The sequence below is a fragment of the Rhodococcus sp. RD6.2 genome, assembly GCF_001040705.1.
In the GTDB taxonomy this organism is placed as follows: Bacteria; Actinomycetota; Actinomycetes; order Mycobacteriales; family Mycobacteriaceae; genus Rhodococcus_G.
Map to the genome: position 1 here is coordinate 135,639 of NZ_CVQP01000003.1, position 24,313 is coordinate 159,951.

19 protein-coding genes are annotated in these 24,313 nt (G+C 70.1%); 10 read left to right on the forward strand and 9 right to left on the reverse strand.

Annotation, left to right across the window (positions count from 1 at the left end):
• Positions 1-46: 46 nt before the first annotated feature.
• The 3 genes from recD to recC are packed head-to-tail and all read right to left on the reverse strand — an operon-like array spanning position 47 to position 8,468.
• Positions 47-1,867, reverse strand: coding sequence for an exodeoxyribonuclease V subunit alpha (gene recD, locus RHCRD62_RS06040; protein ID WP_050063803.1), 1,821 nt, complete (start codon positions 1,865-1,867; stop codon positions 47-49).
• Entirely contained in the window at positions 1,864-5,205 is a 3,342-nt protein-coding gene (locus tag RHCRD62_RS06045) for a UvrD-helicase domain-containing protein (protein ID WP_084734117.1), read from the reverse strand. Before RHCRD62_RS06045 ends, recD begins: the two co-directional genes overlap by 4 nt.
• Entirely contained in the window at positions 5,205-8,468 is a 3,264-nt protein-coding gene (gene recC, locus RHCRD62_RS06050) for an exodeoxyribonuclease V subunit gamma (RefSeq protein ID WP_050063805.1), read from the reverse strand. The genes RHCRD62_RS06045 and recC overlap by 1 nt, the downstream gene beginning before the upstream one ends.
• Positions 8,469-8,760: 292 nt before the next feature.
• Here recC and RHCRD62_RS06055 point away from each other — a divergent pair, with 292 nt between their 5' ends.
• Entirely contained in the window at positions 8,761-9,762 is a 1,002-nt protein-coding gene (locus RHCRD62_RS06055; protein WP_050063806.1) for an MBL fold metallo-hydrolase, read from the forward strand.
• A 96-nt stretch (positions 9,763-9,858) separates the two neighbouring features.
• The gene (locus RHCRD62_RS06060; RefSeq protein ID WP_050063807.1) at positions 9,859-11,382 is read left to right on the forward strand and encodes an acyl-CoA synthetase; all 1,524 of its coding nucleotides are present in this window, start codon (positions 9,859-9,861) and stop codon (positions 11,380-11,382) included.
• 33 nt (positions 11,383-11,415) lie between these two features.
• On the opposite strand, the gene RHCRD62_RS06065 is transcribed toward RHCRD62_RS06060, so the two are convergent.
• Positions 11,416-12,822, reverse strand: a complete 1,407-nt coding sequence (locus RHCRD62_RS06065) for a plasmid pRiA4b ORF-3 family protein (RefSeq protein ID WP_050063808.1) — start codon at positions 12,820-12,822, stop codon at positions 11,416-11,418.
• A gap of 86 nt (positions 12,823-12,908) precedes the next feature.
• Here RHCRD62_RS06065 and RHCRD62_RS06070 point away from each other — a divergent pair, with 86 nt between their 5' ends.
• The gene (locus tag RHCRD62_RS06070; RefSeq protein WP_050063809.1) at positions 12,909-13,694 is read left to right on the forward strand and encodes an enoyl-CoA hydratase/isomerase family protein; all 786 of its coding nucleotides are present in this window, start codon (positions 12,909-12,911) and stop codon (positions 13,692-13,694) included.
• A gap of 15 nt (positions 13,695-13,709) precedes the next feature.
• On the opposite strand, the gene RHCRD62_RS06075 is transcribed toward RHCRD62_RS06070, so the two are convergent.
• Together RHCRD62_RS06075 and RHCRD62_RS06080 are read right to left on the reverse strand one after the other, a co-directional pair.
• Positions 13,710-15,152, reverse strand: coding sequence for a hypothetical protein (locus tag RHCRD62_RS06075; RefSeq protein ID WP_050063810.1), 1,443 nt, complete (start codon positions 15,150-15,152; stop codon positions 13,710-13,712).
• A 92-nt stretch (positions 15,153-15,244) separates the two neighbouring features.
• Entirely contained in the window at positions 15,245-15,868 is a 624-nt protein-coding gene (locus tag RHCRD62_RS06080) for a GntR family transcriptional regulator (RefSeq protein WP_050063811.1), read from the reverse strand.
• Between the two features lie 193 nt (positions 15,869-16,061).
• On the opposite strand from RHCRD62_RS06080, the gene RHCRD62_RS06085 reads away from it, so the two are divergent.
• Genes RHCRD62_RS06085 through RHCRD62_RS06105 form a run of 5 tightly spaced genes read left to right on the forward strand, consistent with a single transcriptional unit; the run spans position 16,062 to position 20,545 of the window.
• On the forward strand, positions 16,062-16,910 hold the full coding sequence (locus tag RHCRD62_RS06085) for an ABC transporter permease (RefSeq protein ID WP_084734109.1): 849 nt from the start codon (positions 16,062-16,064) through the stop codon (positions 16,908-16,910).
• On the forward strand, positions 16,910-17,638 hold the full coding sequence (locus tag RHCRD62_RS06090; protein ID WP_050063812.1) for an ABC transporter ATP-binding protein: 729 nt from the start codon (positions 16,910-16,912) through the stop codon (positions 17,636-17,638). Before RHCRD62_RS06085 ends, RHCRD62_RS06090 begins: the two co-directional genes overlap by 1 nt.
• A 21-nt stretch (positions 17,639-17,659) precedes the next feature.
• The gene (locus RHCRD62_RS06095; RefSeq protein WP_050063813.1) at positions 17,660-18,733 is read left to right on the forward strand and encodes an NrtA/SsuA/CpmA family ABC transporter substrate-binding protein; all 1,074 of its coding nucleotides are present in this window, start codon (positions 17,660-17,662) and stop codon (positions 18,731-18,733) included.
• A 10-nt stretch (positions 18,734-18,743) separates the two neighbouring features.
• Positions 18,744-20,105: an LLM class flavin-dependent oxidoreductase gene (locus tag RHCRD62_RS06100; protein WP_253277216.1), complete on the forward strand. Its 1,362-nt coding sequence runs from the start codon at positions 18,744-18,746 to the stop codon at positions 20,103-20,105.
• A 41-nt stretch (positions 20,106-20,146) separates the two neighbouring features.
• Positions 20,147-20,545: an OsmC family protein gene (locus tag RHCRD62_RS06105; RefSeq protein WP_253277217.1), complete on the forward strand. Its 399-nt coding sequence runs from the start codon at positions 20,147-20,149 to the stop codon at positions 20,543-20,545.
• Between the two features lie 19 nt (positions 20,546-20,564).
• On the opposite strand, the gene RHCRD62_RS06110 is transcribed toward RHCRD62_RS06105, so the two are convergent.
• The 3 genes from RHCRD62_RS06110 to RHCRD62_RS06120 all read right to left on the reverse strand — a co-directional run bounded on the left by RHCRD62_RS06110 (position 20,565) and on the right by RHCRD62_RS06120 (position 22,656).
• Positions 20,565-21,023 carry a MaoC/PaaZ C-terminal domain-containing protein gene (locus tag RHCRD62_RS06110; protein WP_084734110.1) on the reverse strand — a complete coding sequence of 153 codons (459 nt, stop codon included), beginning with the start codon at positions 21,021-21,023 and terminating at the stop codon, positions 20,565-20,567.
• 49 nt (positions 21,024-21,072) lie between these two features.
• Positions 21,073-22,218: an acyl-CoA dehydrogenase family protein gene (locus tag RHCRD62_RS06115; protein ID WP_050063816.1), complete on the reverse strand. Its 1,146-nt coding sequence runs from the start codon at positions 22,216-22,218 to the stop codon at positions 21,073-21,075.
• Positions 22,219-22,290: 72 nt separating this feature from the next.
• Positions 22,291-22,656, reverse strand: a complete 366-nt coding sequence (locus RHCRD62_RS06120) for a VOC family protein (protein WP_050063817.1) — start codon at positions 22,654-22,656, stop codon at positions 22,291-22,293.
• Positions 22,657-22,706: 50 nt separating this feature from the next.
• Between RHCRD62_RS06120 and RHCRD62_RS06125 the strand changes: the two genes are divergently transcribed.
• On the forward strand, positions 22,707-23,003 hold the full coding sequence (locus RHCRD62_RS06125) for a DUF2470 domain-containing protein (protein ID WP_050063818.1): 297 nt from the start codon (positions 22,707-22,709) through the stop codon (positions 23,001-23,003).
• An 84-nt stretch (positions 23,004-23,087) separates the two neighbouring features.
• Entirely contained in the window at positions 23,088-24,308 is a 1,221-nt protein-coding gene (locus RHCRD62_RS06130) for an MFS transporter (RefSeq protein ID WP_050063819.1), read from the forward strand.
• Positions 24,309-24,313: the final 5 nt, after the last annotated feature.

A 24,313-nucleotide genomic window follows, 5' to 3' on the forward strand; every position in this document is an offset into this window, starting at 1 on the left:
GGCAGGCATGTTGTCTGCCGGGCTTTCGTCTGTCAGCTCGCGGACGTCATCCCAACCGCAGACCGCTGGCCCGCCGCACCTTCCTCCGTACTGCCTCGCGCACGGCGTCCTCGGTGCCGATGATCCGCACCTTGTCCTTCGCGCGGGTGATGGCGGTGTAGAGCAGTTCCCGGGTGAGCAGCGAAGAGCGCTCGTCGGGGAGGATGACGGACACCGTGCCGTACTGGCTGCCCTGGCTGCGGTGAATGGTCATGGCGTACACGGACTGCGTGGACGAGAGCCTGCTGGGGTGCAGGATCAGCGGTTCGGCGCCGCGCGCGAACGCCGCGACGAGTTCACCGTCGCCGCGCCGGACCACGACTCCGGTGTCGCCGTTGTAGATCCGCGCGTCGTAGTCGTTCGCGGTGACGAGCAGCGGCCGGCCCGCGGTGAGGGCGTCGGGGTCGAGCCGGTGCCCGACTTCGGCGCCGATCCATTCGAGGGACGCCCGCTCCCACCACGCGACGCCGTACGGTCCGTCGCGGTGCGCGCACAGCAGCCGGTGCCGCTCCGACAGGTCCAGCGCCGCGGCCACGTCACCGGCCTCCGCAGCCTGCACCACGTCCACCGCGGTGCCCACCACCTCACGCCGCAGCGCGTCGAGGTCGTCGGGTGCCAGGAACTCGATCTGGTCCCCGCCCGCCCGCAGCAGGTCGATGACGCGGTCCTCTTCTTCGTCGCGGACGGCGTCGGCGAGGGCACCGATGTCACGGTCGAAGCGCCAGCCGCGGGTAAGCCGAACGATGCCGCCCCGCAACCGATCCCGCTCGTCCGCGGTCCACGTCTCGAGATCGGCCCCGACGACCCGGTCCAGCACCGGGTTCGCCGCGACCGTGACGGGTCGATCCACGAGGTCGGCGAGCACGGCGCCCGCGTCGACGGACGCCAGCTGGTTCGGGTCGCCGACGAGCACCAGTCGGGTCTGCGGACGCAGAGCCTCGAGGAGCCGGCACATCATGGTCAGCGACACCATCGACGTCTCGTCGACGACGATCACGTCGTACGGCAGGTGGTTGCCCGCGTGGTAGCGGGGGCCGTTGTGACCCCACCCGAGCAGGCGGTGCAGCGTCGACGCCGCGAGGGTCGGCGGCAGACCGAGCGATGCGTCCTGTGCCCGCACCGATTCCTGCAGCCGCGCAGCCGCTTTCCCTGTCGGCGCCGCGAGCCCGATGCGTAGACCGTCGCCGTGCAGGCGGCGAAGCATCGCCAGCACCCGCGCGACGGTGTGGGTCTTGCCGGTGCCCGGGCCGCCCGCGATGACCGCCGTCCTGTGCGTCGCCGCGACGGCGACCGCCACGCGCTGCCGGTCCGGTTCGGCGCCGGGGAACAGCTCGGCTAGTCCCGCGCGCAGCGCGTCCACGTCGACATCGGGGTGATCGCCGGCCCGCGAGTCGAGGACACGGCGCACCGTCTCCTCCTGCCGGTGGTACTTCTCCAGGTACAGAAGCGAACCGACGTCGGTGTCGACGAGCCGCAACGGGCGCAGCGGACCGGCGGCGCCGCCGACGACAAGGGGGCTGGCGCGCAGCGCACCCAGCAGCACCGCCGGCTCGGGCCACGGCAACGCGTCGAGATCGATCTCGGACCCGTCCTCGGACTGGACCGCGTCGACACCGATGTCCCGAATGCCGTTGACCTCCAGACACACCGACCCCGACCGCACGGCCCGCACCGCGAGCGCCGTCGCCAGCACGGCGTCCTCCGACGACTCCCCCGCCATCTGCGCGAGCCGTACCGCGATGTGCACGTCCGCCGCGCCGAGCACCTTCGCCTCGTTGAACACCCGCAACACACCCTTGCCGCGTTGCGCGATCCGCGCGTCGGTCATCGCGCACCCCCGTGGGTCGTGTGTCCGGCGAGCAGATCGGACAAGTCGGTGATCAGCGCGGCAGGCGGGTGCCACTCGAACACCCCGCACCCGTCCGGAGTGTCCGGCCCGGCCATGCCGCGAACGAACAGGTACTGCACGCCGCCGAGATGCACCTCCGGGTCGTATCCGGGCAACCGCCATCGCAGGTAGCGGTGCAGGGCAACGGAGTACAGCAGCGCCTGCAGCGGATAGTGGGAGCGCATCATCTCGGCGGCCATCGAGTCGCGGGTGAAGTGTCCGGTGGTCACGTCGCCGGGCACGATGCGGTTGGTCTTGTAGTCGACCACGACGAACCGCGGGCCGGGCAGGCGGAGGACCGCGTCGATGCTGCCGGTCAGGTAGCCGCGCAGCGGGACCGCGCCGAGTTCGGCCAGGTCGTCGGCGTACGACGCGAGGACGTCGTCGGCGGGCAGGTGCCTGCGCAACAGCGCGACCGTGGCGTCCAAGGTGACCTCGGCCGCGGCATCGTCGCCTGCCCATCCTCGGGCGGAGCCTCGGGCATCGTGGTCCAGCGGGAACTCGAAATCCAACTCCGGCAGGCGGTCCGAGGGCGCGATCGACGCCAGAGTGTGCGACTCCCCCAACGGCGTCGCGAGGACCGGCATCAGCGACGCGGCGAGTGCGTCCGGGTCGACGTCCGCGAACCCGGATGTCACCTCCTCACGGCATCGTTGCAGCACCTCGGCGGTGAGGTCGTCGGCGGCGGTGTCGACGTATTCGAGTACGGCGTGGACGAGGGTGCCGAACGCGGCGCCGGCGGGCATCCCGTTCATCGGGGACGGCAGGTGCCCGTCGCCGGTGTCGGCGCCCGACGCCGTGAGGGGCGGTTCCTCGGGTTCGTCGTCGAGAGCCGGTTCCTCCGTCTCGCTCGCGACGGGCGCGAGAGCGTGCGCGGCGGCGGTGATGGCGGTGTAGGAGGTGCGACGCCACTCGTCGTCGAGGACGCGGTGGAACGTCGCGGCCTCGAGCTCGTCGATGCTCTCGTGCGGCGGGTTCCACGACCCCACCTCGATCGGATCGGGTGCGACGGCCTCCACGTCGACGCCGGGCACCCCGTCCGCCCAGCGGGTGAACAGCTGCGCCACTTGCGGATCGGCGGGCACCGGCAGGCTGCGCGGCACCTCCAGCGCACCCGGCACGCGGGCGAGCAGCATCCGGTGCAGCGGCGCCGACGCCGTCGACGTGGACGGCGCCCACCACAACACCAGCGCACACTTGGCGCGGGTCAAGGCGACGTACAGCAGGCGCAGTTCCTCGCCTGCCTCCTCCTCGTCGTGCCGTGCCCGGCGTTCGCGGTAGCCGGGGCCGTCCGGCCCGCCGACGTCGAGGATGCGCCGGTGCTCGTCGTCGTGCAGCAGCAGCTTGTCGGGGGTCGGGTTCTTCGCGGCGTCCCACCCGAAGGGGACGTAGACGATCGGGTACTCGAGTCCCTTGGTGGCGTGCACTGTCGCGATCTGCACGGCGGCGGCATCGGAGTCGAGGCGACGACTGCGGTCGGCGGTGCCGACGTTGGGTTCGCGCATCCGGTCGGTGAGCCAGCGGGTGAGCGCGGTCAGGCCAAGGCCCTGCGCGACGGCAACTTCACCGAGCAGCTGCGCGATGTGCCGCAGGTCGGTCAGGCGGCGCTCGCCACCGACCCGGGCCAGCAGCCGGGATTCGAGGGTGCTCCACGCGGCGAGCCGTTCCACCATCGCCGCGAACCCCGCCGTCGCGAAGACACGTCCGAGATCCCGGATGCCGCCGCCGATCTGCGCGACCAGTTCGTCGCCGCCGGCGTCGAGGTCGGTGGCGGTCTTCCCCAGCAGCGACGTCAGCGCGGCGGGCCGGACGCGGTCGGAGCGGTGCGGCTGTTCCAATGCCTGCAGCACCCACAGCCAGTCCCGGGCGGCGGGCGTGACGAACACGCTGAGCCCACCGACCGTGACGGCCGGGATGCCGGCGCGGTCCAGCGCGTCGTGCACCAGGGTGATCTGCCTGTTGGTGCGCACCAACACGGCCACGTCGCCGGGCACGATGCCCCGCCCTCCCGCGGACGGTGAGCCGAGGTCGATGGTGGCCTCCCCGGACACCAGGCGCACGATGTCGGCGGCGACGTCGTCCGCGACCCGCGCCCGCAGCGGCGCGATCGCGGGATAGCCGCTCTTGCCCAACGGCCCCGCGCCTGCTCGGGTGAGGTACCGCAGCCGGATCGGCGGCACCCCCGTCACCCGGGATCCGTCGTTCTCGGCGGCGACGGGGTGCACGACGATGTCGGGATGTCCGAGCGCCGCACCACCCTGCACGTGCGCGAGCGCGTCGAGCAGGGGCTTGTCGCTGCGCCAGTTCGTGGTCAGTTCGAGGGTGCGGGATTCGGTGACGGCGTCGAGGTACGCGTACACCTCGGCGCCGCGGAACGCGTAGATCGCCTGCTTGGGGTCACCAACGAGGATCAGGGTGGCGTGCCCGTGGAACGCGGCCTTGAGGATCCCCCACTGTAACGGGTCGGTGTCCTGGAACTCGTCGACGAGGACGACGTCGTACCGTTCCCGCACCCGCCGCCGGGCGTCCTCGCCGTGCTCGTCGTCGGTGAGGACGCCGTGCAGCAGGGCGGGCAGGTCGTCGAAGTCGCGGATCCCCGCGGCGCGTTTGCGGCGACGCACCTCGTCCCGCACGGACTGGGCGAACGCGACCGCATCGCCGGCCGCGGTGCCGTCCGCGTTCGCGGGGGCCAGGACGGCCTGCGGGTCGAAGATGGCCGCCCGCGCCGCTTTTCGCGCCTCCTCGGGAGTGAGGGTCGGGTCGGGGTCGCGTCCGAATCGGCTCAGATAGAGGTCGGAGACGGCCTCGGCGATCAGGCCGGTGGCTTCCTCGACGAGTTCGGTGTCGGGGTCGCGTTCGCCGGCGATGCCGATGCCGTCGAGCATCCGCTGGCAGAAACTGTGGGTGGTCGCGATGGTGGCGGCGTCGAAGTTCGACAGCGCCTGCAGGAGCCGCTGACGTCGCAGCGTCACCGTGTCGGGGTCGGCATCGGCGAGGAACGCGACCAGTCCGTCGCTGCTCGCGGCGGGGTCGGCGAGGCCCGCGGCGACGGCGGCGAAGCGGTCGCGGGTGCGTTCGCGTAGTTCCTTCGTGGCGGCGCGGCTGAACGTCACGAGCAGCAGGCGTTCCGGGTCGACGCCGAGTTCGGCGACATAGCGGACGGCGAGGCCGACGATGGCGTACGTCTTGCCGGTGCCCGCGCTGGCTTCGAGGACCGTTGTCCCGGTGGGCAGGTCGCCGAGCAGATCGAATGCGGCGCGGTCGGTGGCGGGGGTCATCAGGCGGCTCCGACGGTCTCGGCGGCGAGCAGCGGCGCCCACAGCGTGCGGGCGTGTTCACCGAATTCGGTGCCCTCCGAACCGGGCGCTCCGGCGGCGGTGAGCACCGTGATCGGTGCGTCCACCCCGTACAGGTACGCCACGTGCTTGTCCTTGGCGTCGCCGAAGAGGCTCGACCATTCCTTCTCGGCGGAGTCGAGTGCGGAGGCGACGGCGTCGCCGCCGGCGCGGCGTTGGGCGTAGGCGGCGGTGGCAGAAGTGACGATCGGCAGTGGCGCTCGAAGGCCGTTGTCCCGCAGCGCGATCAGGGTGTCGAGGTGGGCACGGGCGTCCGCGGGAGCCACGAGGTGCGAGCGCCACGCCGTCGGACGCCGCATCGGCGCCTTGCCCGTGGTGTCGGCCTTCCACTGCCGGTCCGGGTACGACGCCGCCAGCGCCAGCACCTGCACCCACGCGGTGAGCCGGTGCTTCGGGCCGAGTTTCGAGTAGGTGGTGCGGGCGACGAGGTCGCCGTGGACGCCGTCGACGCTCCCGACGAGACGACGACCCCCGAGGTCGAGATCGATGTCGACGGTTTCGGGCCGGCCCGGCACCCGCCCCGCGGACCCGAGGACGCGGACCGCCTCCTCGATGCCCGCCAGCGCCCGACCCCCGAGCGCGGCCGGGGGCAGGGTGCCGCGACGCCACTCCGCCTGCCGGAACTGCGCGATCGCGTCGGCGATGTCGCGGTCGTCGGCGAGGACCGCGGTGAGCATGCGTTCGCCGATCGACCACGCGGCGAGGGAGTCCAGTTCGAGGTCGAGCGAGTCGGCGATCTCCTCGTCGAGGTCCGCGATCCGCACGCCGAGACGCTGTTTGAGGAAGGCCTGGGTGGGGTGGACGACGAACGCGACGAGGTCGGCGAGGGCGACGTCGCCGCGCTCCGGTTCCGCCAGCGGTGCGGGCAGGAACTCCGGTTCCGGCAGGGCCGGCCGCTGCGCCGCACGCGCTCCGGCGAGCGCGGCGGGGTCGAAGCTGAACGGGTGCTCGGGACGAAAGTTGCGGGGGTCGAACGGCTGCAACGGATGCGACCGCACGAGGGTGCCGGACCCGCCGACCATCGCGTCGAGGACGTCGCGGACCTCGCTCAGCGGGATCGCCGGGGGCCGCGGCGCACCACTGACCGGGTCCATGCCCGTGTAGAACAGCAGCAGCCGCTCCCCCGTCGCACCGATGGCGTCCAGTAGCAGCTGCCGGTCCTCGCTGCGCGGATCCCGTTCCCCCGGAAGCGGAGTGCGGCCGAGGACGTTGTCGCCGTCCACTCCGGGACTGCGGGGGAACGCCTCGTCGTCGAGGCCGAGCAGCGCGACCACCCGGTGCGGCACCGACCGCATCGGCACCATCGTGCACACCGTCAACTCGCCGGTGCGGAAGTTCGAGCGGGTGGGGCGTCCCGCGAGCCGCGACGCCAGCATGGCCCGCACGTCCGCCAATCTCAGTTCCGCGGTGCCGTGCTCCATCGCGGCCGCCAGTTCGCGATGCGCCTGCCCCAACTGCCACGCGTCCCGCTCGCGGACGTCGACCATCAGGTCGAGCGCACGGGTGAGGGCGGCGGCCCACGCCGGTGTCGGCTGCGGGCCCGTCAGCCCCCGCAGTGCGACATCGAGGCGGTCGACGAATTCGGCCAGCTTGCCGGTGAGGTCGATGTCGTTGCTGTCGACGCCGCCGAGCGGCAGCGTCAGCCCCAGCCAGTCGCCGTCGGTGTCGTCGGCCGCGGCGCCGAGCAGGATGCGGTCGAGCGCCGAACGGACGGTGTTCTGCGCGAAGTCCGGCAGCCCGTACGCGGTGCGCTCCCGCGGCCCGATTCCCCAGCGGGCACCGGCGGCGGTGGTCCACTCACGGAGTCGTTCGACGTCGTCGTCGGTGAACGCGAACCGGCGGCGCACCGGCTCCGCGTCGGCGAGATCGAGGATCTGGCTGGCCGTGACGCGACCGTCCGCGAGGTCGAGCAGCGACGCGACCACGGCGAGCACCGGATTGGTCTGGTGCAGTGCACGGTCCGCGAGCCGGACCCGCAGCCCGTGACCGGGATGCCCGATGCCGTCCTGCCCGAACGCCGCCCGGATCAGCGGCGCGTACGTCTCGACGTCGGGGCACATGATCAGCACGTCGCGGGGTTCGAGGTCGTCCAGGTCGGTGAACAGGTGCAGCAGGGATTCACGCAGCACCTCCACCTGCCGCGCCGGGCCGTGGCAGGCGTGGATCTGCACGGACCCGTCATCGTCCGCGCTGCTCGGCTCCCGATCTGCCGCCAGGTCGTCCTGCAGCCGCCCGAGCAGGGTTTCCGGCCGCGGCGGCGCGGCGTGGTGCTCGTGCGCGACGCCCTCGGCGCCGATCCGAAACTGCAGTTCCCGCACGTCGCGGCCCAGGCTCGCGAGCAGCGGGTGTGTCACGGCGAGCCCGGATTCGTCGCCGGCGCGGGTCGAGGGCGGTTCGAACCGCGTCAACGCGTCGAACATCGCCACGCTGGGGTGCGGAACCCACAGGTGCACATCACGATTGACCGCCAACGCGGCGAGGACCTCGAGCTGCGCCGTGGTCAGCCGGGTCGGTCCGAACACGGAGATCCGGTCGGGCAGGTCCACGACGTCGGGGCGGGCCCGCAGCGCCTCGCACGCCGGCGCCAACCGCTCGGCGGGGCTGTCGGCACCGATCCGGTCGCGCAGGCGTCGCCACAGCTGCGCCTGCCACACGAGGTCGGACGGCAGGTCGCCGCCCGCGCCGTCGGTGTCGTGGCCGGCGGCCCAGTCGACGAGCATCCCCGGACGCTGCACACCGTAGGTGCGGAACAGTTCGGCCAGGTGAGCGGCGGTGCCGTAGCGGCGTCCGACACGGTGACCGGACGGATCGTCGCGGCCCAGGTGCCGGGCCAGGACCGCGGCCCACGGATCGTCCAGGCTGTCGTCGACCACATCGAGGAGCGTCCACAGCACGCGCGCCGGGTGCCACGGGTCGGTGTCCGCGGTCGCGCCGGTGACCGCGGCGAGCGCATCGTCGACGAGACGGGTCGGCGACGGGAAGTCGATGTTGGCGGCGATCCCGTCTGCCCCCGTCGGCGCCGCACCCAGAACGCTCGAAAGTCGTTGCGTCAGCCACCGTTCCACGCCCTTCGCTGGGACGGCGACGACCTCGCGGGCGAACGGGTCCGGCAGCGGGACGACGAGAACCTTCGCGAGCGCGTCGGCGAGCACGTCCGAACGTTCGGCGCGGTGCAGAGTCAGCAAGCGAGGCCCCCTCGATCGGTTCGAAACAGGCTTACCACAGCGTTCCGACAGCGCACCGGACGTCCCGCGTGCCTGGTCACGGCGTTCGCACGCCTGTCCGCGCATGCACACCGGTTGTGCACGCCGAATGCCCGTGCGCACCCGTCGAAACCCCTGCAAATCTCCCGCTGCCACCGAGTTGAATTTGTCACACAACGCCCACTGAACGGGCACACAGGCTGTGCTCCAGGCCACGTCGTGAGGTAGTGATGATCGAAAGACTAGATCGAATTTCACCCTTGAAGAGGTAGCGATGTCCGACGCAGTAGCCATCGGTGATGGCATCTTCCAGATCACGGTTCCGATGACCCACAACCCGTTGGGCAGCACGCTGATCTACGCGATGGAGTCGCCGAACGGCGTCGTCCTCGTCGACACGGGCTGGGACGGCGACGAGGGTTGGGAGGGCCTGACCGGCGGACTCGAGTCGATGGGCCACTCGATCGCCGACGTCGAGGGCGTCGTCCTCACCCACTTCCACCCCGACCACACCGGCCTGTGCGGACGGGTCCGGGAGGCGTCGGGCGCGTGGATCGCGATGCACGAGGCCGACAACGAGATGTTCCGGTTGATGTCGTCGGGACACACCGCGGAGTGGCTCGAGGATCAGATCGTGAACCTGCGGCGGGCGGGTGCGTCCGACGCGGACTGCGAGGCCTACCGGGCGGCGACGCACCTCAAGCCGCCTGCCGGCCCGGAGTCGGCGGCGGATCGCATTCTCACCGGCGGCCAGGTGATCCCGTTGGCGGGCGGCCGCACCCTGCGGATGGTGTTCACGCCCGGTCACACCCCCGGCCACGCGTGCTTCCATCTGGAGGACGCCGACGTCATGTTCACCGGCGACCACGTCCTGCAGAAGACGACGCCGCACGTCGGGAACTTCATCTACCCGCTGGAGGAGCGGGACGCGCTCGCCGAGTTCCTGAGCTCGCTGCAGCGGGTGCAGTCGATGGGCGTCACGCGTGGACTCGGAGCGCACGGCCTGCCGATCACGGACCTGCCGGGGCGCGCGAAGGAACTCGTCGAGCACCACGAGGAGCGCCTCGAGCACCTGTACGACGCGTTCGGCGACGACGAGATCACGCTGTGGGAGGTCGCCGAGCGGATGAAGTGGTACCGGGCGTGGTCCGATTTCCACCCGCTCGCGAAGGGCATGGCGGTGTCCGAGGCCGCGGCGCACCTGCGTCACCTCGTCACCCGTGAGCAGGTCGTCCAGGTGCAGGGCTCCGAGCCTGCCCGCTTCGTTCGCGTGTAGGCGACGGCGCCGCCTGTGAGTCCTTCCGGCCCTCCCGGCACCGGAAGAATTCACAGGCTCTAGCGCAACTATTGGACGTCCCATAATCTGACGTACATGAGTCTCGACCCCCGCACCCACACCCTCGACGGCATCCTGCGACGCTCGGCGGCGAAGTTCCCCGACCGCGACGCACTGATCTTCGACGGACGCACCCACACCTACCGCGACCTCGACGCCGCCGTGAGCCGCGCCGCCGCGCACTTCACCGCACTCGGCCTCGAACCGGGCGACCGCGTCGCGGCGTACGGCACCAACTCGGACGCCTACGTCATCGGTTTCCTGGCGTGCGCCCGCGCCGGCCTCGTCCACGTTCCGGTGAACTACGCCCTCAAGGGTGAGGAACTCACCTACCTCGTGTCGCAGTCGGGCGCGCGTGCGGTGCTCGTCGACCCGGCGCTGACCGGTGTCCTCGATTCGGTGCGCGGCGCCCTGCCGGCCGTCGCACACGTGCTGCCCCTGCGTGACGCCGACGGATCGCTGCTCGAGAAGTCCCTGACCGGCGAGGCACCCGTGTTCCCGCCGCGCGCCGCCGCGACCGACCTGGCGCAGCTCCTCTACACCTCGGGCACGACGTCGAAGCCCAAGGGCGCCATGATGACCCACGAGGCACTCGCCTACGAGTACGTCTCGTCGGTGATCGCCCTCGACCTCAAGGCCGACGACAACCCGCTGATCGCGATGCCGCTGTACCACTCGGCGGGCATGCACGTGTTCATGCTGCCGTACCTGTCGGTGGGCGCGACGGTGAACCTGATGGCGGCGCCGGACATTCCGGAGATCCTGCGCCGGATCGAGGAGGACCGCATCGGTTCGCTGTTCCTGGCGCCGACGGTGTGGGTGCCGCTCGCGAACCACCCCGACCTCGACACCCGCGACCTGTCGTCGCTGCGCAAGGCCCAGTACGGCGCGTCGATCATGCCGGTGACGGTGCTGAACCGGCTGCGCGAGCGCTACCCCGACCTCGGCTTCTACAACTGCTTCGGCCAGTCCGAGATCGGGCCCCTCGCCTGCGTGCTGCGGCCGGAGGAGCACGAGGACCGGCCGTCGGCGTGCGGGCGTGCCGTGTTCTTCGTCGAGACCCGGGTCGTCGACGCGGACGGCAACGACGTCGCCGACGGCGAGTCCGGCGAGATCCTCTACCGGTCCCCGCAACTGTGCCAGGGGTACTGGGAGAATCCGGACGCGACGGCGGAGGCGTTCCGCGACGGCTGGTTCCACTCCGGCGACCTGGTCACCCGCGACTCCGACGGTTTCGTCACCGTCGTGGACCGCATCAAGGATGTCATCAACACGGGCGGCATCCTCGTCGCGTCCCGTGAGGTCGAGGACGCCCTCTACACCCATCCGGCGGTCGCGGAGGTCGCGGTGATCGGCACCCCGGACGAGAAGTGGATCGAGGCGATCACGGCGGTCGTGGTGCTGCGCGACGGCCAGGAGGCGACGGCCGACGGCTTGATCGGGCACGTCAAGGAGCGGATCGCACCGTTCAAGGTGCCCAAGCAGATTCGGTTCGTCGACGCGCTGCCCCGTAACCAGAGCGGAAAGCTGCTCAAGCGCGAGCTGCGCACCGGGGCCTGACGGGTAGCGGGTCGCGGCTCCTGCCGCGGCCCGCTACATCGACAGTGTCATCCGGGCGAACCCGCGCGCCCAGTCCGGTGGCACCCCGCCCATCGGACCCAGCGCCCCGATCGTGGAGAGAAAGTCCTGGGTCGGCGCGGCCACCCAGGACACGTCGAACTGGGTGAGGGCGCTGCCGTCCTCGTTCCACCATCCCAGTGCGGCGAGGCCTTCGCTCATCGCCACGCGCCGCTCGTCTGCCGACGCACCAGCCGCCACGGTGAGCAACAGCAGACGCCCCGCCTCCCGTTCGATGGACTCGCTGCCGAGGGGAAGGGTGGCGAGCACGTGCTCCCACAGGTCGTTTTCCCGGTCCAGCAACTCCGCTCCACGCTTCGACAGCACCAGCTTGCCCTTGTGTTTCCGGATCAGGCCGAGCGTCAGTGCGGAGTCCCGGAACCGCTGAAAGTACGAGTTGTCGACTTCGCGGGTGCTGTCGGGCAGGCACCGGTCACCCCAGTCGAGTTCGGTGCGGGCGGCCTCGATGTGGGCGGGCGGCACGTAGCCGGACGCCGTCAGCGTGATGCCGTCGTCGCCGATCCGCCGGAGCAACCAACGCAGGTGGGTCAGCGCACCGTCCTGCATGTCCACCGTGCGGACGTCGGAACGCACCTGCAGGTGGGCGCGGGCCATCAACGCGTGGACATGCGGCGCCGCCTGGTACGGGATACGCGTCAGCAGGGGCTCCACCTGCGATCCGATCACCGGCGGGAACTGTCGCATGGCGTCCCGCGCGGCCAGCATCATGTTGACGTCGGCGGCCGAGAAGGACTCGGGTTCGAAGGCACCGGCCCAGCCCACCAGCGGCGCGTGCGCGGGACGCTCCGGGTCCGCGAGGGCGTCCGTCAGTCGCGCGTAGCCGGACACGCCGCCGCAGTCCTCGGGCGGGCAGGCCCGCTCGCCCGCAATGCAGTGCGCCCCCTCGGGCGACTGGTCGTGGTCGATGCCGTCGAGGACGACCGTGTGCTCCCAACCGTCACCGAAGTCGTACTCGTACACGAGGGCGTCACCGGGTGCGGTGAGGACGTCGTCGAGCCGCACCATGTCCTCGCATCGAGACCCGTTCGCGAAACCCTCCTCGATGCAGGAGCGTGTCGCGAACCGTTCGACGCGACCGGGGTCGTTCGGGTCCGGGCGTCGCCATTGATGCAGGTGGGAGTCGGTCCATCCCATGACGGTCTGCAGCACCGGATGGAGTTCGTCGAGCCTCGAGGTGGACCTGACGGTCAGGCTCCGCCACACCTCCGGCGTGACGCCGTCGAGTGAGATCCGCAGGCGGTAGGCGACGGCACCTCCATTCGGTGGCACCGGCAGGCTGCCCGCCGCTTCAACGAACGCCCGCAGCTCGTCGGGGTCGGTGGGCACGACCCGCAGGCGTCTTCCCGGTTCGAAGGCTCCCATTCGGCAACCCTAGGACAGATCGGGGCCGCAGACAGGGCACGCAGGATCGCCCCCATTGAAATGCAACACGTTCTACCATGCGGGACATGAGCATCCTCATCGACGACCGCGCGCGCGTCCGAACGCTGACTCTCGACCGTCCCGACGCACTCAACGCGTTCAACGAGGCCCTCTACGACGCGGCCACCGAGGCGCTGCGGGACGCCGCCGAGGATCCGTCGGTGGCGGTGGTACTCCTGACCGGCAACGGCCGCGCGTTCAGCGCGGGCACCGACCTGCGGGAGATGCACGCCCGCACCAGCGACCCGAACTTCCAGCCCGGCAAGCACGGCTTCCTCGGCCTGATAGACGCACTCACCGAGTTCCCGAAGCCGCTGATCGTCGCCGTCAACGGGCTCGGCCTCGGTATCGGCACCACCATCATCGGATTCGCCGACCTCGCATTCATGTCCACCTCGGCGAAGCTGAAGTGCCCGTTCACCGGCCTCGGCGTGGCACCGGAGGCCGCGTCGAGCTTCCTGCTGCCCACCCTCATCGGACGACAGAACGCCGCCTGGGTGCTGATGAGCTCGGAGTGGATTCACGCCGAGCAGGCGAAGGAGATGGGCCTCGTCTTCCAGGTCTGCGAGCCGGACGATCTTCTGGACGTCGCACGCAAGCACGCCGAAGTACTTGCCACCAAACCGATCTCGAGCCTCGTCGCGGTGAAGCAGACGATGACGGCACCGTTACGCGCCGAGATCGCCGCCGCCCGCGAACGCGAGAACGCCTGCTTCGCCGAACTCATGGGTGGGCCCGCGAACATCGAGGCGCTCGTCGCCTTCGCCGAGGGACGCGAGCCCGACTTCACGAAGCTCCCCGCGGGAGCCTGAGCGGGACGGCGGGTGTCAGTGGCCCGATTCGACACCCGCCCACACCGCGATCGCGCGACGCTTCGACTCGGGGAGACGGCTTCCCGGCAACAACTCCGAGATCCGCTCACGGTGCGCGGCTGTCGGCACCGTGTATGCCGGTAACGCTGCCACGACCGAGTAGGCCGCCGCGTGCAGGGCAGGATCGTCATGCCCGCATGCCCGCAGGTCCGCGACGACGGCGTCCCATCCGCCCCGCGCTCGTTCCAACACCCAAGCACGGCGGCGCGTCTCCGGATCCGGTTCACCCCACAGCGCCTCGACGTCGGCCGTTCGCCAGAGTTCGAGCTGCGCGGCGAGCACGCCCGTCGCCAATCGGGCTTCGCCGCGAGAGCCGTCCACCACCTGCCGGAGCAGACCGGGGACGTCATCTGCGACGGCCTGCCCTACCAACAGGCGCAAACCCATTGCACGCAATGGCGATTCGTCCGATTCGATCAGGGCACGGATCTCGTCCGGACCGGGTGGACATCCGGCCTCCCGCAAGCCGAGGTGAGCACGTGCGCGGACACGCGCGGGCAGCGACGCGGAGCCGGTTACGTCCCGGCAGGCGGCCACCGGGTCCTCCCCCAACTCGGCCCACCTGCGACACGCCCACAACCGGACGAGGACGGAACTGTCGAACAGCAGGCGCCGGACGTCGTCGCGGGCGAGGACATCGGCGTCGAAGCGGGCCAGCGCACCGGCCCGATCGGACGCCGAGATGCCCCGGGTGAGCAGCGGCGCCACCACCGACGGCTCGCCGTCCCGCAACAACAGTCGGCCGAGCACCCGCTGCACCACGACGTCCTTCTCCCCCGGATAGGACGCCGCCGCACCGTCGGGGCCGAGGGTTCCGTCCTCGATGCTCCGTCCGGCCGCGAAGCGCCTGACCAGCCGATCCTCGTTGGCGCGCAACAGCGCCCACATCGACCGGTTGCCGTGCCGCTGCCCGGCGGAAGCGTGGTACTCGTCGAGAACCGCGCCGCGCCAGTCGCGGGCGAACCGATTCAGGACCAGCAGCACGGGAGTGATCGCGTCCAGGTGAGCGGGATCGGTCCGACCGAGGATGGCCGCGCAGGCCGAGACGCGGATCGGGAGGATGTGATCACACGTCCGCAGCGCGAGCGCCCGGGATGCGTGCGTTCCGGGTTGCCGAGTGAGAACCGCGACGGCGCGCTCGCGCACGTAGCCGTCAGCCACCATGCTCATCGCGAGCGCAGACCGAGGGTGCGCAGCCAACCGATCGGCGCCCCAATCACGCGCGATGCCGTCGCGCTGCTGCGGCGACATCCAGCGACGGCGAGCACGTTGATCCAGCCGGACCAGATCCTCGGCCGCCAGACCCGCCATCCACGTGGCCACTTCGTTCAGCGCACCGACGTCACCGACCGTGCAGGCCGCGACGACCCGCGACGCGTATGCGTCGATCTCCCCCACCGAATGCACCCGCCGCCCCTCTCCTGACGGACCCATCCTGCCGGACGAACACCCACGCGGCGCCACCCGGACTCGGACCACGTCGCGGGACGTCAGCGAGCGGCCATGGCCGCGATCCGAATGTCACGGGTGCGTTCCTGATGAGCAACCATGAGGGCCCTCGCACGGTCGCCGTCCCCGTCGACGACGGCCTCGTGGATGCCGCGATGCTCGTGTTCGATGGCCGTGAGGTTCGTCGGCGCCTTGGACTCCTCGGCGTCGTACACGGCGAGTTGGGCGTCGAGACGTTCCATCAGTTCGGTGATTGTCGGATTGTGCGCGGCGACGCGGAGTGCGGCGTGCCAGTCGTTGTGCAGTCGCAGCGCGGTCACCGCGTCCGGTGCGGTGACCGCCCGGTCGAACAGCCCGATGAGGCGCGCGAGGTCGAACTCGGAGCGGCGGGTGGCGGCCGCGAACGCGACCGCGGATTCGAGCGCGATGCGCGCCTCGCAGATCGCGATCACCTCGTCCTCGGTGCGCACCCGGACGACGTAGCCGCGCGTCACCTTGGTGACCAGGCCCTCGAACTCGAGCCGCTGCAGCGCCTCGCGCACGGGGGTTCGCGACACCCCGAGTTGCACGCCGACGGTGGCGGGGACCAGGAGCGATCCCGGCAGGTGCGCTCCTCCGGTGATGCGTGCGCGCAGCTGCGCGTAGGGCGATCTGTCGTCTGGCACTGCGGCCCCTCACCTCGTGTTCGCGGTCTACGACAGAGATACCTACCGGCGCCGTCGGGCTCGACGGAAGAGTTTGAATCCGTGTGTATACAAATGTCGTCATCGGCGTTCATCTGTATTTACATGGCTCTCGCACCACGGCACGCGAGGAGAACGATGAGCACCGCACCACCCACACCGCAGGCGGCAGACCATGCCTGACACCGCCGTCACGTCACCCCCGACCACCCGGCCCACCACCGAGACACCAGCCCGCACGCGCGCACCGCGGCTACCCCGTCACACCGCGCTTCTGCCGTGGGTGGTTCCGGTCCTCGTTCTGCTCGGCTGGCAGTGGGCGTCGTCGAACGGAGTGATCTCGGCGGCGATCCTGCCGCCGCCGAGCAAGGTGCTCGACACTGCCGGAAATCTTTGGAGCAGCGGAGAACTGCAGAACCACCTGCTCGTGAGCGTGCGCAGAATCATCCTCGGCTTCACCATCGGCGCCTCGATCGGCCTGATCCTCGGCTTCGCGGTCGGGCTCTCCCGAATCGCGGAGGGCCTGGTCGACCGGACACTGCAGATGGTCCGTGCGCTTCCGCACCTCGCCCTGGTGCCACTGCTGATCGCCGCGTTCGGTATCGGCGAGGTTCCGAAGGTGGTGCTGGTGACGCTCGGCGTCATCTTCCCCGTCTACCTCAACACCGTCGCCGGGATCCGCACGGTCGACCCGAAACTCGTCCAGCTCGGCGAGTCCTACGGGCTCGGACGGGGCGAACGCATCAGGCAGATCATCGTGCCCGGCGCAATGCCGATGATCCTCACCGGCCTGCGCTACGCGCTCGGCGTCGCCTGGCTGACGCTGGTGATCGCCGAGACAATCGCGACGAGCGAGGGCATCGGCTTCCTCGCGCAGAACGGCCGCGACCTGCTCCGCAACGACCGCATCGTCCTGGCGATCCTCCTCTACGCCGTCGCAGGACTCCTCGCCGACCAGCTGATCCGGTTCGTCGAGTCCCGCGTACTGCGCTGGAACCCGAACTACCAGAAGGAGATCCGCTGATGAGCACCGAACCACTGGTCGGCCTCGACCTCCTCGGAGTCGGGCACAGCTACCGCGACACGCGGGTCCTCGACCAGATCGACCTGTCGATCGCACCCGGCGAGTTCGTCACGTTCCTCGGACCGAGTGGCGTCGGCAAGTCCACGCTGCTCCGCATCCTCGCCGGACTCGAGGAGCCGACGGAGGGCCGCGTCCAACCGACCTCCGACCGCCGCGTCGTCTCCCGCATGATGTTCCAGGAAGATCGCCTCCTCCCCTGGCGCACCGTCCTCGACAACACGGCCCTCGGCACCCGCGGACGCAAGGGCGAGGCGGCCACCCTGCTGAGCGAGGTCGGACTCGCGGGACGCGAGAACGACTGGCCCTCGGAGCTTTCCGGCGGCCAGCGGCAACGGGTCGCCCTCGCCCGGGCGTTGCTGCACCGACCAGACGTGCTCCTGCTCGACGAGCCGTTCGGCGCGCTGGACGCCATCACCCGGGTCACGATGCAGCAGTTGCTCGAACGCATGCTCGCCGAACACCCGCGGACCGTCCTGCTCGTCACCCACGACGTCGAGGAAGCCCTCGTCCTGTCCGATCGGGTGCTGTTGCTCACCGAGCGCGGCATCACCCGGGAACTGCGGATCGACCAGCCCCGACCCCGTCACCGCGGTGACAGCAGGCTGGCCGAATGGAAGGAGGAGTTCCTGGACGGACTCCTCGAAGCCGACCGCGCCCTGCACTCGTAGATCCATCCCCGAAAGGCCACCATGTCTCCCCTCACCACCTCCCTGAACCGGCGCGGCTTCCTCAGGGCCACCGGCGCCGGCCTCCTCGGTCTGACGGCACTGTCGCTCGCCGGTTGCAGCTCCGACACCGCCGCGGCCGACGACGGCCCCCTCGCCCAGGTTCGATACGCGCTGATCGGCGACGGCAACGCCGAGCCGGGCACCCTGCTACGCAACAACCTCGGCGGATTCGACGTCGGTGCGGACCTCGGCGTTCCCGTCGAATGGCCCACCGGCTTCCCGGCGTCACTCCCCGTGATGGAGGCGATCAAGGCCGGCAGTGTCGACTTCTCCTTCGCCACCGCCACGGCGGTGATCTACGCGATCGGCGGCGGCGTGCCCATCGTCCCGCTGGTGGCGTACCCGCTGCCGAGCGACGAGGTTGACGTGCTCGTCCCGCAGGGCTCCGACATCCGCTCCGCTGCAGATCTGAAGGGCCGCAAGGTCGCCGACCATCGCGGCACCACCGGCACCTACAGCCTCGTCAAGTACCTCGAATCCGCGGGCCTGACCCTCGACGACATCGAGTACGTCAACCTCACCGCCGCCGACGCCGAGGCCGCGTTCGCGCAGGGCAAGGTCGACGCCTGGATCACGTGGCAGCCCACGGCGGAACTCGCCAAGCGCAAGCACAACGCCACGACGCTGCCCGACGTGAAGACCTACGACTACGCGTTCTTCGTGGCGAGCGAGTCGTTCGCGAACAATCATCCGGAGGCGGCCGCCACCCTCGTCCGGAACGTGCGGGACGCGCAGCGCTGGATCGAGGCGAACCCGGAGGGCGCGGTCGCCGAGTTCACCCGGCTCGGCGGTTTCGGTGGCAGCGAACTCGAAGCCCAGGTGTATCTCGACCTCGTGAAGTCGGGCCGCCTCTCGTACTCCGGTGCGGGGCAGTTCACCTCGGTCGGCGCCGACGCGATCGCGGGCACCCAGGACCTCGCCGACAACTTCCACCGTCTCGGCATCTACCCCGAGCAGGTCGACGTGGCGTCCTGGCTCCAGGATCCGCGCTTCGACTCGATCAAGTCCGCCATCGACCAGGAACTCGCGAAGTAGGCCATCCCCCATGACTTCCCAGATGCACCTCGCTGCCTTCGTCACTGCCGGCCCCGGACGCCCCGGAGGCTGGCGCCACCCCGCGTCCGTCCCCGGGTGGCTGTCCGCCGAGTACTACCAGAACATCGCGCGCACCCTCGAGGACGGCCGGTTCGACCTCGCGTTCTTCGCCGACATCCTCTCCGTCCCGGACCGGTTCGGGTCCAGCACCGACAGCCAGCTCCGCAACGGCGCCCTCGGGTCGATGCGGCTCGACCCGCTGCACGTTCTCTCCGCGATGGGCGCCGTCACCCGGCACCTCGGGCTCGCAGCCACCGTCTCCACCACCTACGCGCAACCGTTCACCGTCGCCCGCTCGTTCGCGAGCCTCGACCACCTCACCTCGGGCCGCGCCGCCTGGAACGTCGTGACGTCCTTCCAGGAGTCCGAGGCCAGGAACTTCAACCGGGACGAGCAGTTCCCCCGCGAGAAGCGGTACGAGCGGGCCGACGAGTTCCTCGAAGTGGCCGCGAAACTGTGGGACAGCTGGGACGACGACGCCCTGGTCCTCGACACTGCGGAGCCGCTCTTCGCCGAACCCGCCAAGGTCAATGCGATCGACCACAAGGGCGAATGGTTCACCGTCCAGGGCCCGCTCAACGTCCCCCGCCCGCCGCAGGGCTACCCGGTCGTCATCCAGGCAGGCGCATCAGCCAAGGGCAAGGACTTCGCCGCCCGCTGGTCCGACGTCATCTTCTGCAGCCACGCATCACTCGAATCCGCGCGGGACTTCTACCGCGAGATCAAGGAACGCGCCGCCGCGCACGGTCGCGACCCGGAGCAGGTGAAGATCCTGCCATCGATCGCGCCGGTCGTCGGCGCGACCACCGACATCGCGCGGCAGACTGCCGACCTGCTGTTCGACCTCGTTCCGCCGCTCGGCGGCCTGTCCACCCTCGCCTACCACCTCGACGTGGACCTCTCCACGTTCCCGCTCGACGAACGACTGCCCGACGTCGAGGTCCCCGGCGTCGAGGGCCACTACCGGGAGGTCCGCGAGATCACCGAACGTGAAGGCCTCACCCTGCGGGAACTCGGCAAGCAGTACGGCGGACGTGTCGAGGGCGGATTCATCGGCACCGCAACCGACGTCGCCGACGGACTCGAACAGTGGTTCACCGAGGGCGCATGCGACGGCTTCATGGTGCAGGCGCCGTACCAGCCCGGCGGCTTCGAGGACTTCACCCGCCAGGTCGTCCCCGAACTTCAGAAGCGCGGCCTGTTCCGCACCGAGTACGAGGGCGTCACGCTACGCGAGAACCTCGGCCTCGACCGCGCCGCCGCCGGGGAGTGGGCGAACCGAATCCCTCTGTCCACGAGCACCACCCGATGACACGGTCGGCAACCGTCTCCGCCTCCGATTCCAGGACGGCAGTGGCCACCGTCTCCGGCCACACCATCGCGGGCGTACCGGGACGGTTCGTGCTGGGCGCACGCACCAACCACCTCGTCACCGACTCGCGACTCGGACCGGGCGAAGCCGTCCAGGCGGGTGAGCTGTTCCTGTCGGCGCTTGCCTCGTGCGCGATGGCCAACTTCGAGGCCACCGCGCACGAACTCGGCGTGCCACTGACCGGCATTTCGGTGGACGCGCAGCACCGCCGCGGTACCGAGGACCCGACGCGCTACGACTTCACCCGGCTGACGATCACCGTGCGGGGTGTCGAGCAGCGCGACGCCGACGCACTCGGTGCACGGTTCGTGGCAACCTGCCCGATCTACAACACCATCCGTCGCGGCGGCGGCGTCGACCTGGCGGTCGTCGCGGCGTGACGCGTTCCCGGGCCCGCCGTCATCCGATGGCGGGCTCGGGACGCCGCCGCACGTACAGGTCCATGACGGCGTGCAGCATCACGTTCCCGCCTGCGTCCCGCAATTCGCTGGTCGTGGTCACCAGACCGCGACCGTGGTCGTCGAGCACGATCTCGTCGACGCGGATCGTGCCGGTGAGGGTGTCGTCGGGTCGGACCGGCCGCCAGAATCGCACGTCACGCACTCCACGGCCACAGATGACGCTGAGGTGCCTATACCACCCGAGCGCCGAAAGGCGTTGCAGCACCGACATGGAGTGGAGTCCACTCGCGATCAGGCCGCCGAAGGCGCCCTTTTCGGCGGCCTCGGCGTCCACGTGGAAGTCCTGCGGATCCCAGGTGCCCGCGAAGTCGAGGAGTTCGGCTTCGGTGACGGTGTGCTCGCCGAGTTCGACCACATCTCCGACGGTCAGATCCTCCGCATACTTAACTGTGCTCACGACCTCGATGGTGTCAGAGCCACGCGCCGAGGATCACACGCCCCCAGGATCACAGCGCCTTGGCGATGATGCCCTTCATGACCTCGTTGGCGCCCGCGTAGATGCGCTGGACGCGGGCGTCCTCGTACATCCGCGCGATCATGTACTCGCGCATGTAGCCGTAGCCTCCATGCAACTGCACGCACCGGTCGACGACCTCACACTGCTTGTCCGTCAGCCAGTACTTGACCATCGCGGCCTCGGCGGGGTCGAGCTCACCGCGCAGGTGCGACTGGATGCAGTGGTCGAGGAACACCTCGCAGGTCCGGGCGATGGTCTGACACTCCGCGAGCTCGAAGGCGGCATTCTGGAACTCGAACAGCGTGTGCCCGAACGCTTCCCGGTTTCGCGTATAGGTGACGGTCTCCTGCACGGCACGGTTCATCGCACCGGACGCCTGCGCGCCGATGATCAGCCGCTCCTGCACCAGCTGCGCCATCAGTTGCCCGAAGCCCTGCCCCTCCTCACCGAGCAGGTTTGACACCGGGACACGGACGTCGGTGAACGACAGTTCGGACGTGTCCGCACCGTGCTGGCCGACCTTGTCGAGGACCCGACCGACGGCGAACCCCGGCTGGTCCCGCAGGTCCACGATCAGCATCGAGACGCCCTTGGCGCCCGCCTTCGGGTCGGTCTTGACGGCCATCACGATGACGTCCGCGGACGAGCCGTTGGTGATGAACGTCTTCGACCCGTTGACGACGTACTCGTCGCCGTCCCGGATCGCGGTCGTCTTGATGGCCTTGAGGTCCGATCCGGCACCGGGCTCCGTCATGCCGATCGCGCCGAGGATCTCCCCGGTCGCCATCCCCGGCAACCATGCCTTCTTCTGATCCTCGGTGCCGTACTCGAGGATGTAGTGCGGAACGATGCCGGAGTGCACGGAGATGCCGAGCGACAGGTCACCGGCATAGCCCTGCGCCTCGAACACGGCGAGGTCGTGGGCGAAGGTGCCGCCGCCTCCGCCGTACTCCTCGGGGATCGAGCAGCACAACAGCCCGAGCTTGCCCGCCTCGAGCCACACCTCTCGGTCGATGCGATGCTGCGCGTCCCACTTCTCGTTGTGCGCGACCACCTCACGGTCGAAGAATCCGGCCGCGAGTTCGGACAGTGCCCGAACCTCGTCGTCGTGCCAGGTGGGGACGTACTTCTTCATCGAACAACCGCCTCGTCGAATCCGTGCCGTTACTAGATACCTATGCTAACGGTCCGAAGTGCGAGCGTTCGTTCAGTCCCGCACGCAGAGGCAGAAGTGGTGCCCGACGGGATCCCGGTACACCCGGAACGTCGGATGGTTCTCGCCGCCCTCGACGAGTTCCGCACCCGCCCCGAGCACCCAGCGTTCGGCGGCATCCATGTCGTCGACCACGAAGTCGAGGTGAACCTTTACTCCCTCGGCGGGCCAGCGGACCGGCACGAAATCGGGCGCGAGCTGGAATGCCAACCGCAGGTCCCCCGGCCCCTGCAGCACCGCCCAGTCGCCCTCCGCGCGCACCAGCTCCCATCCGAGAACCTTGCGATAGAAGCCCGCGAGCGCAGCAGGGTCCGGGCAGTCGAGGACGGTGTAGTCGACGTCGATCGCGGGACGCGTCATGGGGTCAGGCTAGGCCCGCCGGCGAACTCCCACCACCTACGATGACGCGCATGAGCAACTTCGACGATGCCGTCATCGCCGCCGTCACCGGACACATGAACGGCGACCATGCCGCCGACAACCTCGCCATCGTGCGTGCCTTCGCCGAACCGGCGGCCACGGCCGCGCGGATGACGGGCCTCGACACCGAGGCAGGCGAATGGGCGGCGACCGTCGACGGCGCCGAGCGGACCGTCCGGGTGCCGTGGCCCGGGCAGGTCACCGACCGGGCATCGATCCGTACCGAGGTGGTCGCGCTGTACCACGCGGCGTGCGAACGCCTCGGCGTCGAACCCGCCGGACACTGACGGCCCGCGGAAAAATCAGTCGCGGACCCACCCCGCGGCCGCTAGCGTCGAGTCATGTCCCCTCCTTACTGAAAGAACTCAGACATGACAACGGCGACCACGACGGGCCGCCTGACGCCGTTCCTGCTCGTCAACCTCGCGACCTTGTTGTCGGCGACGGGCAACGGCATCACGATCGTGGCGCTGCCGTGGCTCGTCCTGCAACAGACCGGACGCGCCACCGACGCGGCGATCGTCGCAGGCGCGGCCACGCTCCCACTACTGCTGTCGTCACTGTTCTCGGGCACCGTCGTCGACCGGTTCGGACGCAAACCCACCTCGTTGGTCTCCGACCTACTGTCGGCGCTGTCGGTGGCCCTGATTCCGATATCCGCCGCCACGGTGGGGTTGTCGCTCCCGCTGATCGCCGCCCTCGCGGCACTCGGCGCCGCCTTCGATCCGGCCGGAATCTCGGCCCGTGAAGCGATGCTGCCCGCCGCGACGAAGGCGGCCGGCTGGCGGCTGGACCGCGCCAACAGCCTGTACGAAGCGAACTACAACGTCGCGTACCTGATCGGGCCCGGTGTCGGCGGCGTCCTCATCGCGACGGTCGGCCCGGTGAACACTCTGTGGGTCACCGCCGTGTGCTTCGGCGGGTCACTCGCGACGATCGCCTTCCTCCATCTCGACGGCGCAGGCGTTCCGGACCACGACACCCGCCCGAGTTCGATGTGGTCGGGCACCCTAGAGGGCCTGAAGTTCGTGTGGCGCAACAGGTTGCTGCGCACACTCGCGCTCGTGGACATGGCGCTCGTCGCCCTGTACATGCCCGTCGAAAGTGTCCTGTTCCCGGTGCACTTCACGGAACTCGGACAGCCCGCCCAACTCGGATGGGTACTGATGGCGATGAGCATCGGAGGCGTCGCCGGGGCGCTCGCCTACGGCTCCCTGGCGGTGCGAGTGAGCCGGCGGACGATGATGCTCGTCGCGGTGGCCGTGCTCGGATTGTGCATGGTGGGGATGGCGTTCCTGCCGCCCCTGTGGGTGACGCTGACGCTGGCGGTGCTGATCGGACTGGTCTACGGACCGGTCGGACCGATCGCGAACTACGCCATGCAGACGCGGAGCCCTGAACACATGCGCGGTCGCGTCGTCGGGGTCATGACGTCCACGGCGTACGCGGCCGGTCCGCTCGGATACCTGCTCGCCGGACCGATGATCGACGCCGTCGGCCTGCGCGCGACGTTCTTCGCGCTCGCCTTACCGGTCTGCGTGCTGGCTCTCGTCTGCGTTGCGCTGCCGTCGCTGCGTCAGTTGGACGACTGAGGATG

Bases quoted from the DNA above. Each gene is read 5' to 3' on its own strand.
- recD (WP_050063803.1), bottom strand. From the start codon at position 1,867: ATGACCGACGCGCGGATCGCGCAACGCGGCAAGGGTGTGTTGCGGGTG.
- RHCRD62_RS06045 (WP_084734117.1), bottom strand. From the start codon at position 5,205: ATGACCCCCGCCACCGACCGCGCCGCATTCGATCTGCTCGGCGACCTG.
- RHCRD62_RS06055 (WP_050063806.1), top strand. From the start codon at position 8,761: ATGTCCGACGCAGTAGCCATCGGTGATGGCATCTTCCAGATCACGGTT.
- RHCRD62_RS06060 (WP_050063807.1), top strand. From the start codon at position 9,859: ATGAGTCTCGACCCCCGCACCCACACCCTCGACGGCATCCTGCGACGC.
- RHCRD62_RS06065 (WP_050063808.1), bottom strand. From the start codon at position 12,822: ATGGGAGCCTTCGAACCGGGAAGACGCCTGCGGGTCGTGCCCACCGAC.
- RHCRD62_RS06070 (WP_050063809.1), top strand. From the start codon at position 12,909: ATGAGCATCCTCATCGACGACCGCGCGCGCGTCCGAACGCTGACTCTC.
- RHCRD62_RS06085 (WP_084734109.1), top strand. From the start codon at position 16,062: ATGCCTGACACCGCCGTCACGTCACCCCCGACCACCCGGCCCACCACC.
- RHCRD62_RS06090 (WP_050063812.1), top strand. From the start codon at position 16,910: ATGAGCACCGAACCACTGGTCGGCCTCGACCTCCTCGGAGTCGGGCAC.
- RHCRD62_RS06095 (WP_050063813.1), top strand. From the start codon at position 17,660: ATGTCTCCCCTCACCACCTCCCTGAACCGGCGCGGCTTCCTCAGGGCC.
- RHCRD62_RS06100 (WP_253277216.1), top strand. From the start codon at position 18,744: ATGACTTCCCAGATGCACCTCGCTGCCTTCGTCACTGCCGGCCCCGGA.
- RHCRD62_RS06115 (WP_050063816.1), bottom strand. From the start codon at position 22,218: ATGAAGAAGTACGTCCCCACCTGGCACGACGACGAGGTTCGGGCACTG.
- RHCRD62_RS06120 (WP_050063817.1), bottom strand. From the start codon at position 22,656: ATGACGCGTCCCGCGATCGACGTCGACTACACCGTCCTCGACTGCCCG.
- RHCRD62_RS06125 (WP_050063818.1), top strand. From the start codon at position 22,707: ATGAGCAACTTCGACGATGCCGTCATCGCCGCCGTCACCGGACACATG.
- RHCRD62_RS06130 (WP_050063819.1), top strand. From the start codon at position 23,088: ATGACAACGGCGACCACGACGGGCCGCCTGACGCCGTTCCTGCTCGTC.